Genomic DNA, 14286 nt, shown 5'->3' on the forward strand with positions numbered 1-14286 from the left:
CGGGTTCATAGCCCGAGCAGTCTGGGAACGAAGAGGGTGAGGCTCGGCCAGAAGGCGATCAGCATCAGGATCGCGACCTCGGCGAGGATGAAGGGCCAGAGCTCCTTGGTGATGCCCTCGACCTTCTCGCCGGTGACCGAGGCCAGCACGAAGAGGCAGGCGCCCACGGGTGGCGTCATCAGCGAGATATTGAGCGCGAGGATAATCATGATGCCCGCATGCACCGGGTCCATCCCGATCTGCAGCGTCAGCGGCGCAAGCACCGGGGCAAGGATGATGAGCGTCGCGTTGATATCCATCACCAGCCCGATCGCGAGCAGCAGCAGTAGGATCATGCCGATGATGACCTGCGGGTTCGACGAGAGCGACAGCATCCCGCTCGCGATCTCCTGCGGGATGCGGTTGAAGGTCATCCACCAGCCGAGGATCGAGGCCGAGGCGATGATCAGGAAGATCACGCCGGTGATGCGGGTGGTGCGCAGGGCGATCTCGTAGAGGTCGCGCCAGCTCAGCGCGCGGTAGATCACGCCGCCCACGAAGAGCGCATAGGCCACGGCGATGGCGGCGGCCTCGGTGGGCGTGGCCCAGCCGCCCAGGATCGAGCCGAGGATGAAGATCGGCAGCAGCACCGCGAGGAACCCCTCGCGCAGCGCGGTGAAGACGATGCGGATGCTCGGGCGGCCCTGGCCCTTGGGCAGGTTCTTGCGCTTCGCATGGGCCGCGATGACGCCCATGCAGATCGCGCAGATCAGCAGGCCCGGCAGGATGCCTGCCGCGAACAGACCCGCGATCGACACGCCCATGATCGAGCCGTATATGATCGCCAGCGTCGAGGGCGGAATGGTCGGCCCGATGATCGAGCCTGCCGCCGTCACCGCGCAGGCATAGCCGCGGGTGTAGCCCGCGCGCTGCATCGCCGGCACCAGCGTATTGCCGAAGGCCGCCGCATCGGCCGTGGCCGCGCCGGTGAGACCTGCGAACATTACCGAGGCGACCATGTTCGAATGTGCCATGCCGCCGCGCATCCACCCCACCAGCGCATCGGCGAGCTTCACCAGCCCCTCGGTGATCCCCGAGCGGTTCATGATCTCGCCTGCGAGGATGAAGAACGGCATCGCGAGGAAGGGAAACAGATCAAGCCCCGCAAAGACCCGATCGGGCGCCATCGCCAGAAAGCGCGGCCCCATGTCGAGAATCCCGATCATCCCCGCGATCCCGATGGAGAAGCCCACCGGCATGCCAAGGGCCATCAGTCCGAAAAACGCAATGACGACGAAAAGCGTGCCCATCATTCTTCTCCCTGAACGAGGGTGGCGCCGGTGCGCTCGGGCGCGCGGGCGGAAAAGAAGTCGTGAATGCCGACCAGCAGCAGTTGCAGCGCCGCCATGAAGGCCGCAAGCGGCACGCCCGCAAAGGGATAGGCCTTGGGGATCGCGTTGATCATCGTGAAGCGCGAGAAGCCGCGGATCGTGAAGCCGAGCCCGTAGAGAAACAGCAGCGCGAAGAAGAGGAACGCCATCGCGTCGAAGCTGACGGCGAGCCAGCGCCGCATCTTCGCGGGCAGACGGCCGAAGATGAACTCGACCCCGATATGCTCGCGATAGGCGATGCCCGAAGACACCGCGAGCAGCGCCATCCAGATCATCAAATAGCGCGCCAGCTCCTCGGTGAAGGTCAGCGGTAGCGGGATCACATAGCGCACCAGCACGCCCAGCCAGACATCAAGCACCAGCAGGGCCAGAAGAACAACGCAGGCGATCTCGACCACGCGGTTCACCCGCAGGCTCCAGCGCCGCGCCGTATTGGCTATCTCGGACACGTTGCGATTCTCCTTGATCCGTGCTGTCCTCTCGATGCAAAAACATTTTCGTTATATGTCAAAATACGAAAATGAGTTTCCACAAAGGGAGTCCGGATATGCCCGAAAAAGATGCATCCGCTGCGCCGGGATCGGTCTCACAGCGTATTCACCGGGCATTTTCCGAACTCTCCGAAGGGGAGAGGCGCATCGCTGATCAGGTCTTGGGCGCGCCGGGGGAGCTGGCTTTTCTCGCGGCCTCCGAGCTCGCCGCTCAAGCGGGGGTGTCGAATGCGACGGTGAGCCGCTTCTTCCAGCGGCTGGGCTATCGCAATTTCGACGCTGCCCGTCAGGAGGCGCGGCGGCTGCGCGATACCGGATCGCCGCTTTATCTCTCGGGTGGGGCGGGGCAGGGCGCGGCGGCCGAGGATCCGCTCACGGCGCTCATGCATGAAGAGGCTAAGCGGCTAGAAGCGACGTTGCGCGGCGTGCCGCGCCCGGTTCTGGCTGAGATTGCCCGCGCCATCGCCGGGGCTGACCAGATCCGCACGCTGGGCTTTCGCAACAGCCATTTCCTCGCGCAATATCTGACAGCGCAGCTCGCTCAGATCCGTCCCGGCGTGGCGCCTTTGCTGATGCCGGGCCAGACCCGCGCGGAGGCGATCGCGGGGCTCGGGACGAAGGATCTGGCGATCGTGATCGGGCTGCGGCGGCGTCCGGCGGATTTCCTGCGCACGGTGGAGCAGATCGCGGCGCAGGGCGTGCCGGTCCTTCTGGTGAGCGACCCGACCGTGCGCGGTGCCCCGGCGCTCGCGCGCTGGACGCTGAACTGCCATGTCGACACGGCGCAATTCATCGACAGCTATGCCGCGCCGATGGCGCTGTTGCGGTTGATCACTCTGGAGGTGGCGCGCGAACTGGGCGCGGCGGGGCGGGCCCATCTCGACCGGGTCGAGGCGCTGCGCGGCGATCTCAACGAACTGGAATAGCGCGGGCCGATCGCGTCCGGCCGTCTTCATAAATCTCGAAACGCAATCACCCCCGCACTCGGGCGGGGGTGACAGTCTTTTCCGGACCCGTTCGGATCAGGCCAGATCGAAGCGGTCCGCGTTCATCACCTTGGTCCAGGCGGCAACGAAGTCCTTTGCGAATTTCTCGCCGTTATCGTCCTGGGCATAGACCTCGGCATAGGAGCGCAGGATCGAGTTCGAGCCGAAGACCAGATCGACGCGGCTTGCGGTCCACTTCACCGCGCCGGTCTTGCGGTCGCGGATCTCGTAGGCGCCATCGCCCGCGGGATGCCAGCTATTGGCCATGTCGGTCAGGTTGACGAAGAAGTCGTTCGTCAACTGCCCTTCGCGGTCGGTGAAGACACCGTGCTTGGTGCCGCCATGGTTGGTGCCCATCGCCCGCATGCCGCCGATCAGGACGGTCATTTCCGGCGCGGTCAGCCCCATCAGCTGGGCACGGTCCAGAAGCATCTCCTCGGGCGAGACGATGTAGTCCTTCTTGAGCCAGTTGCGGAACCCGTCGGCGAGCGGTTCGAGCACGTCGAAGCTCTCGGCATCGGTCATCTCGTCGGTCGCGTCGCCACGGCCCGGCGCGAAAGGCACCGCCACGTCATAGCCAGCCGCCTTGATCGCCTTCTCGACCCCGACATTGCCCGCCAGCACGATCACGTCGGCCACCGAGGCCCCGGCTTCGGCCGCGATCGGTTCCAGAACCGAGAGCACCTTTTGCAGGCGCGCGGGCTCGTTGCCCTCCCAGTCCTTCTGCGGGGCCAGACGGATGCGCGCGCCATTGGCGCCGCCGCGCATGTCCGAGCCGCGATAGGTGCGCGCGCTGTCCCACGCGGTCGAGACCAGCTCGGCCACCGACAGGCCCGAGGCCGCGATCTTCGCCTTCACAGCCTCCACGTCCCAACCGGTCGAACCGGCGGGCACCGGGTCCTGCCAGATCAGATCTTCCGCAGGCACCCACGGGCCTTTGTAGCGAACCTTCGGGCCCATGTCGCGGTGGGTCAGCTTGAACCAGGCGCGGGCGAAGCAGTCGTTGAAATACTCCGGATCTGCCATGAATTTCTGGCAGATCTCGTTGTAGATCGGGTCCACCTTCATCGCCATGTCGGCATCGGTCATCATCGGGTTGTGGCGCTTCGAAGGGTCGGTCGCGTCCAGCGGCTTGTCCTCTTCCTTGATGTCCACCGGCTCCCATTGCCAGGCGCCCGCGGGAGATTTGCGCAGCTCCCATTCATGGCCGAAGAGCATGTCGAAGAAGCCCATGTCCCATTTGGTCGGGTTCGTGGTCCAGGCGCCCTCGAGGCCCGAGGTGACCGCATTGGCCGCCTTGCCGCCCATCTTCGGGTTCGCCCAGCCAAAGCCCTGCTCGCAGACATCCGCGCCTTCCGGGTCGGCACCCAGCAGGGACGCATCGCCATTGCCGTGGGTCTTGCCGACAGTGTGGCCGCCCGCGGTCAGCGCGACGGTTTCTTCGTCATTCATCGCCATGCGCGCGAAGGTTTCGCGCACCTGGGCTGCCGTCTTCATCGGGTCGGGCTTGCCGTTCACGCCCTCGGGGTTCACATAGATCAGGCCCATCTGCACGGCGGCGAGCGGGTTTTCCATAGTGTCGGGCTTGTCGACATCCGCGTAGCGCTCGTCGGACGGTGCGAGCCACTCCTTCTCGGCGCCCCAATAGGTGTCCTTCTCGGGATGCCAGATGTCTTCGCGGCCAAAGCCGAAGCCGAAGGTCTTCAGGCCCATATCCTCATAGGCGACGGTGCCCGCGAGGATGATCAGGTCGGCCCAGCTGATCTTGTTGCCGTATTTCTTCTTGATCGGCCAGAGCAGGCGGCGCGCCTTGTCGAGCGAGACGTTATCGGGCCAGGAGTTGAGCGGCGCAAAACGCTGGTTGCCGGTGCCACCACCGCCGCGCCCGTCGGCCAGACGATAGGAGCCCGCCGCGTGCCAGGCCATACGGATCATCAGACCACCGTAATGGCCCCAATCGGCCGGCCACCAGTCCTGGCTGTCGGTCATCAGCGCGTGCAGATCGGCCTTCACGCCTTCGAAATCGAGTTTCTCGACTTCTTTTGCGTAGTCGAAAGCCTGACCAAGCGGGTCGGTCTTGGTGTCATGCTGGTGCAGGATGTCGAGGTTGAGAGCGTTCGGCCACCAATCCATCACATTCGAACCCATGGCGGTATTGCCGCCATGCATCACCGGACATTTGCCGGCCGTGTTCACATCATTTCCGTCCATTTGGGTCTCTCCCTAGCAAAGGCTGTCGCTTGGTCGTCCAGGGCGCATTCTGGCCCAGGATTGCAATATCTCGAAGCGCGGTTGTCATCCGCGGCTGTGCGACGGTTTTATCAGTCCGTATCATAAACAAAAATTCTAAATTCTAATCGTGTGGATAGGAAAAAATTATTCCATTTGCGCGATCAATGTTCTCAGCAGGTTAGCTTCACGACGCCGAAACTAGGGTATCGGGGCCGCCACGTGTATCGTCGCGCGCCCGGGCGGGTGGCCGGTCGGGTAGCCGGTTGCGTGGCCATACCGGGGCTGCCCGGCAAGAACGCGTCGCCGACAGTTCTGGCCTCGCCTCCTGCGTGCATTTCTGCCACAAGCCTCCGTTCGAGTGGCCTGCCAAGCCTTGCATCGCGGGGCGTGCTCGGTGAGAAAAGCGAAATAGTTTTCGCAGTGGATTTCCTTGATGAGCACGCGCGCCTTTGGCTCCACCACATCCCGGATCGTCCTTGCTCTGTGCCTTTCGATGACGGTGCCCTTGGCGTTGGGAACGGCGGCGCGGGCGCAGGATGCCGATCGCGCCTGGGGCTATAACAGCTTCGGCGTGCCGGGGTTGATCGACATGCCATCGGCGGGGAGCCGTGAAGATGCGGAGCTCGGCTTCACTATCTTTCACATGCAGAACCAGACCCGGGTTTCGGCGGCCTTCCAGATCACACCGCGACTCTCAGCAGGATTCCGCTATTCCTCGGTTGGGAATTACAACGGCGGCGGCACGCTCTATGACCGCAGTTTCTCGATCCAGTATCGTTTCCTCGATGAGGGGCGGTACCGGCCCGCGATGGCGGTGGGCATCAATGACATGGCGGGTACCGGCGTCTATGCCGGTGAATATGTCGTGGCCTCGAAAGCGCTCACGCAGAGGCTGCGGGCCACTGCGGGGATCGGCTGGGGGCGGCTGGGCTCCTTCGGCAGCTTCGACAATCCGCTGGGCGTGATCTCGGATCGGTTCGACACGCGGCCGAAGGCCGATGTCGGCACGGGGGGCACGTTCCAGCCCTCGCAATGGTTTCGCGGTCCGGCGGCGCTGTTCGGCGGGGTCGAATGGCAGGCGAGCGACCGGCTGAGTCTGCTCGCGGAATATTCCTCGGATGCCTATACGCGCGAAGATGGGCCGACCTTCGAGCGCAAATCGCCCTTCAACTTCGCCGCGCGCTACAAGATCAACCGGAATGCCTCGGTGAGCGCGGGCTACATGTATGGCTCGACGCTGAGCCTCCAGCTCAACTATGCGCTCAATCCCAAGCGTAACGCGAATCCAAGCGGGCTCGAGACCGCGCCGCCGCCGGTGGTGCCGCGCGGGGGCGCGGATGCCGCAAAGAGCTGGGCGGGCGATCCGGCGCTGCTCGAGGCGTCTTTGCGCCCGGCGCTTGCCGCGCAGGGGCTGGCGCTTGAAGGTATGGCGCTCAGCGGTGACCGGCTCGCGATCCAGATCCGCAATGACCGCTACAATGCCGCGCCTGAGGCGATTGGGCGCGCGGCGCGGGTGCTGAGCGCGCAGGCCCCTGCAAACGTCGATCGTTTCGCCATCACGCTGTCGAAGAACTCGATGCCGGTGAGCACGACCGACCTCAAGCGTGCCGATCTCGAGGCCTTTGAATTCCATCCCATCGGGGGTGAGCTGATCCGCGCCAATGCGCAGATCGCCGATGCGGCGGGTCGCCTGCCGCCGGTGGGCGGTGTCTATCCGCGCTTCTCCTGGAGCATTGGCCCCTATCTCAAACCCGCGCTCTTCGATCCCGACGATCCGCTGCGCGCCGATATCGGTTTCAGCCTTGGGGCCAAGTTCGAACCGCTGCCGGGGCTGTTGCTCTCGGGGCAGGTGAACCAGAAACTGATCGGCAATCTCGATCAGGCCAACCGGCCCTCGGATTCGGTTCTGCCGCATGTGCGCTCGGATGCCTGGCTCTATTATAAAACTTCCGGGCCGCAGATCCCTGAGTTGACGGCGGCTTATTTCTTCCGCCCCGGCCGCGATCTCTATGGTCGGGTCACGGCGGGGTATCTCGAGGCGATGTTCGCAGGCGTTTCGGCCGAGCTTCTCTGGGCGCCGCAGAACAGCCGTCTCGCGCTCGGGGCCGAGATCAACCGGGTGCGCCAGCGCGGCTATGACCAACGCTTCGATCTGCGCGATTACGAAGTCACCACCGGGCATCTCTCGGCCTATTACCGGCTGAGTGACGATTTCTACACGCAACTTGATGTCGGGCGTTATCTCGCGGGCGATACCGGCGCCACGCTGAGTTTCGCACGGGTCTTCGACAATGGCTGGCGCGTGGGGGTCTACGCGACGAAAACCAATGTGTCTTCGGCTGATTTCGGTGAAGGCTCCTTCGATAAGGGCTTCCAGCTGACGATCCCGCTGGGCTGGGTGACCGGGCAGGCGACGCGGACGAAATATTCGACCGTGATCCAGCCGATCCTGCGCGATGGAGGAGCGCGGCTGCATGTCTCGGACCGCCTCTACGGTTTGGTGCGTGACGATCAGGCGGCCACGCTTGACGGCAATTGGGAAAGGTTCTGGCGATGAGGTGGTGGCTCGCGGCGTCCATTCTGGCGCTGGCCGGTTGCGGCAAGATCCCGATGACGCTCTCGGGCGGCTCTGCCGCTGCGCCGCAGGGGCAGGGGGTGCAGGTCGTCGTCGCGCAAGGCGGCGAAACGGGCACCGGGCTCGAAGTGGTGATCCCTTCGCGCAATGCGAGCGCCGTGTTGCGCCCGATCGGGCAGAACGGCACGATCGGCACCTGGGCCTCCGATGACAATATCTCGGTGAGCGTCGACCGCGGCGTGGTGGTCGCTACGCGCGGTTTGGGAGACGACCTGATGGGGGCCGATGCAGAGCCGACGCTCGCTGCCCTGCGCGGTGAGACCGCAGGGCCCTATCGGCGCACCTACCGGCTGCTCGATCCGGAAGATCATGCGCGCTACGTGCTGATGGGCTGCGAGATGGAGACCGAGGGAGCCGAAGTGCTGGCCGGGCGCCGGTTGATCCGCAACGAGGAGAGCTGCGCGACCGCCGGGTTGCGCGCGCAGAACCTCTATTGGACGGACGGGGCGGGCCAGATCGTGGCTGCGCGGCAATGGACTTCGCCCAAGGTCGGGGCAATTGCTACCGCAATGAGCACAACCGGCAAAAACTGACAGCCTTCGGTAAAATTCCGCTGGGGCGTGCAATTCGAATGATATAGGGTTAACGCGTGTTAACCGATCATCCGGACCCGGAGGCTTTCATGACCAAAATGTTTACGGCTTCGCTGGCTATCGCCGCGACCCTCGCTACCGCTCTGCCGGGCCTTGCCCAAGGCGTGCAGGCTCCGCCGAACCTGAGCCAGGAAGCGCTTGTCGCCTGGGCCCAGCAGGCCGATATCTGCAATGGCACCCGCGTGCTGGACGCCGAATATACCCCCGAAGGCATGGCGCAAGTGACCTGTGCGAAGGGCATGGGCGGCAATCTTGGCGGCGGTACGCCGGTCGCGATGGTGCTCGTCGGTGTGGGGCTTGCTGCGGCAGCCATGGGCGGTGGCGGTGGTACGAACTCCACCAACGGCACCAACTGATCGCCCGCGCCACCCGCTGCGCTCGAAACAGATCGAAAAGCCCCGTCGGCAGTCCGGCGGGGCTTTGTTTTATGCCCGATTTTGGCCCATGACCCTGTCAAATGGACAGTAGCGCCTGCCACATTCTTGCCGCATTCTCTTTACAAAATTGTGATGTTGTTCAGGAGAAGAGGGGCGAGATGCTCTCAGCTCTCATCATATTTCCTCTCTCGGCACTGCTCTGGCTCATGCTGAGCGAGCATTTTGCGCCGATGGAAGACCAGCCTCCCTATCGGGAAGGCTGACTGCGCGCCTCAAGCGCGTTGGCGGCGGAGTTGCGCGTTGATCGCCCGGCGGATGCGGCTGAGCAACGCCACGCGGCGATAGATTAGCAGGTACATCACGAAGACGACCCCGACGCCGGCCCCCAGAATCAAAGGCTTGTCCGGCCAGATGACGGTGATCGAGCTGGCGACGAGCGTCAGCGACCATAGCAGCACCGAGGTGATCGGATTGCGCATCTTCGGGCGCTTGAGCGTCTCGGCGATGCGCTTGGCGCGGCTGCGATAGACGAGGCTGTGCAGGTGCAGGCGGTCGGCCTCGCCCGGATGGGTGCCTTCACGCTTCATCCGGCGCCGGATCGACACCAGCGTTTCGATCCAGGGATAGGCGAGGGCGAGAACGGCGATCAGCGGCGAATATTCCGGATTGCGCGCAGGCAGGACAATGCCGATCACCGCGAGTACGAAGCCTGTCGAATAGGCGCCCGCATCACCGTAGAACAGCCGCCCCGAGGGGAAGTTCAACACGAAGAACCCGGCGATTGCGCCGATCATCAGAAGGCAGATCGCGAAGACCGGAGCATCGCCCGCCTTTGCCGCCAGCACCGCGAAGGCCGAAAAGACGATGATGGCAGTACCCGAGGCAAGCCCGTTCACCCCGTCGATGATATTGAGCGAATTGGCGATGCCGCCGATGGCGATGGCGCTCAGCGCGATGCCAAACGCGGGATAGCGCAGCAGGTAATCGAGGCCGGGGATGTCGGCACGCTCGATATGATAGCCCGAGACGAGGCAGAAGATCAGACCGGCGCAGACCGTCGCGATCAGTCGCCACTTGGCCGAGACCTTCTTCGTGATGTCCTCGATCGCCCCCGAACCGAAAGCCGGAATCGCGCATAGGCAGATCGTCCACCAGAGCGCTTGAGTGGCGGGGTCGAGTGTCCAACCCGCCGCCACGGCCCCCGCGAGAAGCGCAAACCCACCGATTCTGGGTACCGGGGCGGCGTGGATTTTCTGCACGCCGGCGGCACCGTCATGGGTTAGCCGACCATGGAATTTTTGAGTCGTCACGATGAGCAAGGCGAAGAGAAAGGAAGCAACGAAAGCAACGCCGATATATGTCAGGCCGACCATGGTAACGCCTTGTGCCAAAACTCTTGAAACCAATGAAACGAAAGTTCACCCACGGGGGTGAGAAGATACTTGTACGCTAACTGAGGGTGTCCCCCGTGGAGGTTATTAACCAGAGTTAATTTCGGCCGTCAAAGGATTGTGAACGAGGCTGTGCCGAAAATTGATGCCCGATTTTGCGCCGTGCCCGAAAAACATGCACAACTCTGGATTGATGCGATTGTCGCCCGACCGGTAAGCCAATATGCAACGGAAAGCAGGCCGGATCGATTCGTGAGCTATGCGCAGTTGGCATAAGCGCAACGCTCCGCTATCCAGTCAGGGACTGGCTCCCGATATTTCCGGGGGCATGACAGGTGATGATTGCGCCATTGCGGCGGAAGGCTCAGGAGGGCGTTCATGGGGGCGATGACGAAGGGTATTGGAGCGTGTCTTGCGTTGTTGCTTCTGGTCTCCTGCGATAATTCGACGACGAATTTTCCACTTTCCTCGCGCCCCGTCACCACGACCGAGGATCCCGTCGCGGGCAATATCGCCGTGGTGCGGCTGAGCGCGGCCAATGTCTCGACTTTTGGCGCGCCGGCGGATCTGAGCGGTGGGCGCACGACGCTGCCCTCGAACGGCTACTGGAATTACCGCGTCGGCACTGGCGATCTGCTCGATATCGTGGTCTGGGATCACCCCGAGCTGACGATGCCGGCAGGCTCGAATCGCACGCCCGCGGAATCGGGTCTGCGCGTGCAATCGGACGGCACCTTCTTCTATCCTTATGTTGGTCAGGTGCGCGCCCGAGGCCGCACGCCTGACGAGATCCGTGCCGATCTGGCCGAAAAGCTCAAGGAATTCATCCCCTCGCCGCAGGTCTCGGTGCGGGTGGTGGGCTACAATTCGCAAAACGTCTCGGTCACCGGCGAGGTGGGTCAGCCCGCCCGGATCCCGCTGACCTCCTCGGCGCTGACGCTGCTTGATGCGGTCAACGAGGCGGGCGGTCTGACCGAGAAAGCCGATGCGCGCCGTGTGATCGTGCGCCGCGGCGGGCGCAGCTACAGCGTCGACATGCAGGCCTTCCTCAATCAGGGGATCTCTTCGAACAACCCGGTTCTTCATAATGGCGATGTGATCGCGGTGCCGCGCGCGAAAGCGGCCGAAGCCTATCTGCTGGGCCAACTCGTCAAGCCCGGCCCGATCGACCTGACCAAGGATGACGTGACCCTGACCGAGGCAGTGACCTCGGTGGGCGGGCTGAAGACCGAGGCCGCCGATGCGCGCGGGATCTTCGTCTTCCGCGATACGCCCGCGGGTGTGACGGTCTATCAGCTCGATACGTCGAGCGCGGCCGCCTACGTGGTCGGCACGCGCTTCTACCTGCACCCGCAGGATGTGGTCTATGTCACCACCGCACCGGTGGCGAAGTGGAACCGCATCATTTCGAACCTGCTGCCGACGCTGAACACGGCCCGCGCGGCGGACGCGCTGGCGAACTGATGGCGCAAGTCGGCTCGATCCTCGTTGTGTGTGTCGGCAATATCTGCCGCTCGCCGGTGGGGGAGCGGCTGCTAGCCAGCGCGCTGCCGGACGTGTCGGTCAGCTCCGCCGGGATCGGTGCTGTGGTCGGCGCGCCTGCCGACAAGGTGATGCGCGAAGTGGCCGAGGCTGAAGGGGTAAGCCTAGAGGGCCATGTCGCGCGCCAGTTCACCGCCGAGATCGGAGCCGCGCATGAGCTGATCCTCGTGATGGAAGCAGGTCACCGCTCCGAGATTGCGCGGATCGCGCCGCATCTGTCGGGGCGCACGATGCTGTTCGATCAATGGCTGGGTGGGCAGGGCATTCCTGACCCCTATCGCAAGCCGATCGAGGCCCATCGCGCGGCTTTCGCGCAGATCCGGGCCGCGGCCGAGGGCTGGGTGAGCCGACTCGGGCGCAAGAGAGGGCAGGGATGACGACAGGAGACGCGCGGGGGTGTGGTTCGCGGGTCCGGTCACTCTATAGTTGGTTTTAGAGATTGAGTTGAGATAATGAAGCAGACCCCCGGCATTTCGCAGGCCCCGATGCAGACACAGGACAGCGAAGACGACGAGATCGACCTGATGGCCCTCGCTGGTGCGCTGGTCTCGGGATGGAAATGGATCCTTGCGGCACTGATCGTCGCGCTCGCGATTGGTGTCTTTGCCGCCTTGCGCGGCGCGCCGACCTATCAGGCGTCGGGCTTGCTGCAGCTAGAGCAATCTCAAAATACGCTCGCGCTTCCCCAGAGCATGCAGGATCTCTTCGGGACAAACGGCGGTAAGTCGGAATCCGAGACCCAGATGGCGATCATGCAATCGCGCATGGTATTGGCGCAGGCGGTGAAGAAGCTCGATCTCGAAACCTTCGCCTATCCCAAGCGCCTGCCGGTGCTCGGGCTCTTCCCGATGCATCTCGGCCTGCCGAATTTCGGTCTGTTGCCGAGCTATCAATGGGGACCGGAGAGCATCTCGGTCGGACGGCTTAAAGTGCCGGATGCTTGGATCGGCAAGCGAATGCCGCTGACCGTGACCGGACCGTCGAGCTTCAGCATCGAATTGCCCGACGGGACCGAGCTGAGCGGCGAAGTGGGCAAAGAGATTACCAATGCAGATGGCAGCTTCGCACTTGCGGTCACTGCGCTCGACGCGCCGGCGAAACGGCAGTTCATCGTGGGGCGCCGCTCGCTCGAAGCCGCCATCGGGATCGTCTCGTCACGCTTTTCCGTGACGGAGTCTCCGCGCGGGAGTTCGATTCTGCGCACCAGCTACCAAGATACCGATCGCGAACGGGCCGCAGCCATTCTCGACGCGATCGCCAATGCCTTCCTGGAACAGAATGTCGAGCGCAACGCGGCCTCTGCCGAGAACAGCCTCGATTTCATTCAGGGCCAGCTGCCGCAGGCCCGCAAGAACGTGGCCGATGCCGAACAGGCGCTGAACGAATACCGCCAGAAGCAGCAATCGGTCGATGTGAATTACGAGACACAGGCGCTGCTCGAACGGGTGACGAAAATCGAAGGGGAGCTGTCCGCGCTCGATCTCAAGGAAGCGGAGCTTAAGAACCAGTATACGGTGAACCACCCGGCCTATCAGGCGCTTTTGCAAAACCGCAAGGAGTTGCAGGCTCAGCTCGAGCAGGCCAAGCAGGCGACGCAAAGCCTGCCCGAGACGCAGAAGGACATCTTCAACCTTCAGCGCAATCTCGAAGTGGCCCAGCAGGTCTACACGCAGCTTCTAAACCGCAGCCAGGAGTTGCAGGTGGTGCGGGCCTCGACCGTTGGGTCGGTGCGCATCATCGACACCGCCTATACCAACCCGATCCCCGTCGCGCCGCGCAAGAGCCGGATCGTCGCGCTCGCGGGGCTTCTGGGGCTGATCGTGGGGGCGGCGATCGTGCTCTTGCGCCGTGCGCTGCGCCGCGGGATCAAGGGCGCCGAGGAGATCGAAGCGCTCGGCCTGCCGGTCTTTGCGACCGTGCCCTTCGCGGCAGAGGCGGCGGATCTGCGCAACCGCAAGGGCGACCTGCCGATCTTCGCGCTCGAATACCCCAAAGACGTCGCGACCGAGGCGCTTCGGTCCTTGCGGACGTCGCTGCATTTTGGCCTGCTCGATGCTCGGACCAACTCGATTCAGCTCACGTCCGCCGCGCCTGGCGTCGGCAAGAGTTTCACCGCGATCAACCTCGCGGTCGTCGCGGCGCAGGCGGGGCAGAAGGTCTGCGTGATCGATGCCGACATGCGCCGCGGTTACCTGCGCCGCTTCGTGCATCTGCCCAAAGACGCACCGGGTCTGTCGGACTATCTAGGCCATGAGAAGCCGCTCGACGAGGTGATCGTGCCCGGTCCGGTCGACGGAATGTCGGTCATCGTTTCGGGCCGCTATCCGCCGAACCCCTCCGAGCTGCTGATGCGCGCGGAATTCGCGACCATGCTGGCCGAGCTCGACAACCGCTACGATCTGATCATCGTCGACGCTCCGCCCGCGCTGGCGGTCACGGACCCGGTGGTCATCGGCCGCGCGGTCGGCGCCACGATCGCGATCACGCGTCATCTCGAAACGATGCAGGGCGCGCTGCGTGCCGTTCAGGCGAGCTTCGAGGCGGCGGGCTGTTCGATCACCGGCGCTGTGCTCAACGGCTTCAAAGCCAGCGAGTCCGAGCGTTATAGCGGGCATTATCAGTACCATTACAACTATCGCTACAGCTACAAATCCGACGACTGAGCGCGG

The 14286-nt window shown here is 63.8% G+C and carries 11 protein-coding genes; 7 read left to right on the forward strand and 4 right to left on the reverse strand.

Annotation, left to right across the window (positions count from 1 at the left end; all coding sequences use genetic code 11):
- Window positions 1–5 precede the first annotated feature (5 nt).
- Together TP2_RS16365 and TP2_RS16370 are read right to left on the reverse strand one after the other, a co-directional pair.
- Window positions 6–1289, reverse strand: coding sequence for a TRAP transporter large permease (locus tag TP2_RS16365; protein WP_038079699.1), 1284 nt, complete (start codon window positions 1287–1289; stop codon window positions 6–8).
- Window positions 1289–1819: a TRAP transporter small permease gene (locus TP2_RS16370; RefSeq protein WP_051692762.1), complete on the reverse strand. Its 531-nt coding sequence runs from the start codon at window positions 1817–1819 to the stop codon at window positions 1289–1291. The genes TP2_RS16365 and TP2_RS16370 overlap by 1 nt, the downstream gene beginning before the upstream one ends.
- 98 nt (window positions 1820–1917) lie before the next feature.
- Between TP2_RS16370 and TP2_RS16375 the strand changes: the two genes are divergently transcribed.
- Entirely contained in the window at window positions 1918–2787 is an 870-nt protein-coding gene (locus TP2_RS16375) for a MurR/RpiR family transcriptional regulator (protein ID WP_038079701.1), read from the forward strand.
- Between the two features lie 96 nt (window positions 2788–2883).
- On the opposite strand, the gene katG is transcribed toward TP2_RS16375, so the two are convergent.
- Window positions 2884–5058, reverse strand: a complete 2175-nt coding sequence (gene katG, locus TP2_RS16380; protein ID WP_038079703.1) for a catalase/peroxidase HPI — start codon at window positions 5056–5058, stop codon at window positions 2884–2886.
- 454 nt (window positions 5059–5512) lie between these two features.
- Here katG and TP2_RS16385 point away from each other — a divergent pair, with 454 nt between their 5' ends.
- From TP2_RS16385 to TP2_RS16395, 3 genes are all read left to right on the forward strand, one after another.
- Window positions 5513–7636, forward strand: coding sequence for a YjbH domain-containing protein (locus tag TP2_RS16385; RefSeq protein ID WP_051692764.1), 2124 nt, complete (start codon window positions 5513–5515; stop codon window positions 7634–7636).
- A complete protein-coding gene (locus tag TP2_RS16390) occupies window positions 7633–8247 on the forward strand; it encodes a YjbF family lipoprotein (RefSeq protein ID WP_038079705.1) in 615 nt (204 codons plus the stop codon). The genes TP2_RS16385 and TP2_RS16390 overlap by 4 nt, the downstream gene beginning before the upstream one ends.
- Before the next feature lie 89 nt (window positions 8248–8336).
- Window positions 8337–8663: a hypothetical protein gene (locus tag TP2_RS16395; protein WP_038079707.1), complete on the forward strand. Its 327-nt coding sequence runs from the start codon at window positions 8337–8339 to the stop codon at window positions 8661–8663.
- Between the two features lie 293 nt (window positions 8664–8956).
- On the opposite strand, the gene TP2_RS16405 is transcribed toward TP2_RS16395, so the two are convergent.
- A complete protein-coding gene (locus TP2_RS16405) occupies window positions 8957–10057 on the reverse strand; it encodes an MraY family glycosyltransferase (protein ID WP_038079710.1) in 1101 nt (366 codons plus the stop codon).
- A gap of 396 nt (window positions 10058–10453) precedes the next feature.
- Between TP2_RS16405 and TP2_RS16410 the strand changes: the two genes are divergently transcribed.
- The 3 genes from TP2_RS16410 to TP2_RS16420 all read left to right on the forward strand — a co-directional run bounded on the left by TP2_RS16410 (window position 10454) and on the right by TP2_RS16420 (window position 14280).
- On the forward strand, window positions 10454–11539 hold the full coding sequence (locus TP2_RS16410; protein WP_038079711.1) for a polysaccharide biosynthesis/export family protein: 1086 nt from the start codon (window positions 10454–10456) through the stop codon (window positions 11537–11539).
- Window positions 11539–11994 carry an arsenate reductase/protein-tyrosine-phosphatase family protein gene (locus TP2_RS16415; protein ID WP_038079713.1) on the forward strand — a complete coding sequence of 152 codons (456 nt, stop codon included), beginning with the start codon at window positions 11539–11541 and terminating at the stop codon, window positions 11992–11994. The genes TP2_RS16410 and TP2_RS16415 overlap by 1 nt, the downstream gene beginning before the upstream one ends.
- 75 nt (window positions 11995–12069) lie before the next feature.
- Entirely contained in the window at window positions 12070–14280 is a 2211-nt protein-coding gene (locus tag TP2_RS16420) for a polysaccharide biosynthesis tyrosine autokinase (RefSeq protein ID WP_051692770.1), read from the forward strand.
- Window positions 14281–14286 lie beyond the last annotated feature (6 nt).

This window comes from Thioclava pacifica DSM 10166, assembly GCF_000714535.1.
Classification (GTDB): domain Bacteria; phylum Pseudomonadota; class Alphaproteobacteria; order Rhodobacterales; family Rhodobacteraceae; genus Thioclava; species Thioclava pacifica.

What these genes read in the sequence shown, in the direction of transcription:
- TP2_RS16375 (WP_038079701.1), top strand. Translation starts at nt 1,918, where the DNA reads ATGCCCGAAAAAGATGCATCCGCTGCGCCGGGATCGGTCTCACAGCGT.
- katG (WP_038079703.1), bottom strand. Translation starts at nt 5,058, where the DNA reads ATGGACGGAAATGATGTGAACACGGCCGGCAAATGTCCGGTGATGCAT.
- TP2_RS16410 (WP_038079711.1), top strand. Translation starts at nt 10,454, where the DNA reads ATGGGGGCGATGACGAAGGGTATTGGAGCGTGTCTTGCGTTGTTGCTT.
- TP2_RS16405 (WP_038079710.1), bottom strand. Translation starts at nt 10,057, where the DNA reads ATGGTCGGCCTGACATATATCGGCGTTGCTTTCGTTGCTTCCTTTCTC.
- TP2_RS16390 (WP_038079705.1), top strand. Translation starts at nt 7,633, where the DNA reads ATGAGGTGGTGGCTCGCGGCGTCCATTCTGGCGCTGGCCGGTTGCGGC.
- TP2_RS16395 (WP_038079707.1), top strand. Translation starts at nt 8,337, where the DNA reads ATGACCAAAATGTTTACGGCTTCGCTGGCTATCGCCGCGACCCTCGCT.
- TP2_RS16365 (WP_038079699.1), bottom strand. Translation starts at nt 1,289, where the DNA reads ATGGGCACGCTTTTCGTCGTCATTGCGTTTTTCGGACTGATGGCCCTT.
- TP2_RS16415 (WP_038079713.1), top strand. Translation starts at nt 11,539, where the DNA reads ATGGCGCAAGTCGGCTCGATCCTCGTTGTGTGTGTCGGCAATATCTGC.
- TP2_RS16385 (WP_051692764.1), top strand. Translation starts at nt 5,513, where the DNA reads ATGAGCACGCGCGCCTTTGGCTCCACCACATCCCGGATCGTCCTTGCT.
- TP2_RS16420 (WP_051692770.1), top strand. Translation starts at nt 12,070, where the DNA reads ATGAAGCAGACCCCCGGCATTTCGCAGGCCCCGATGCAGACACAGGAC.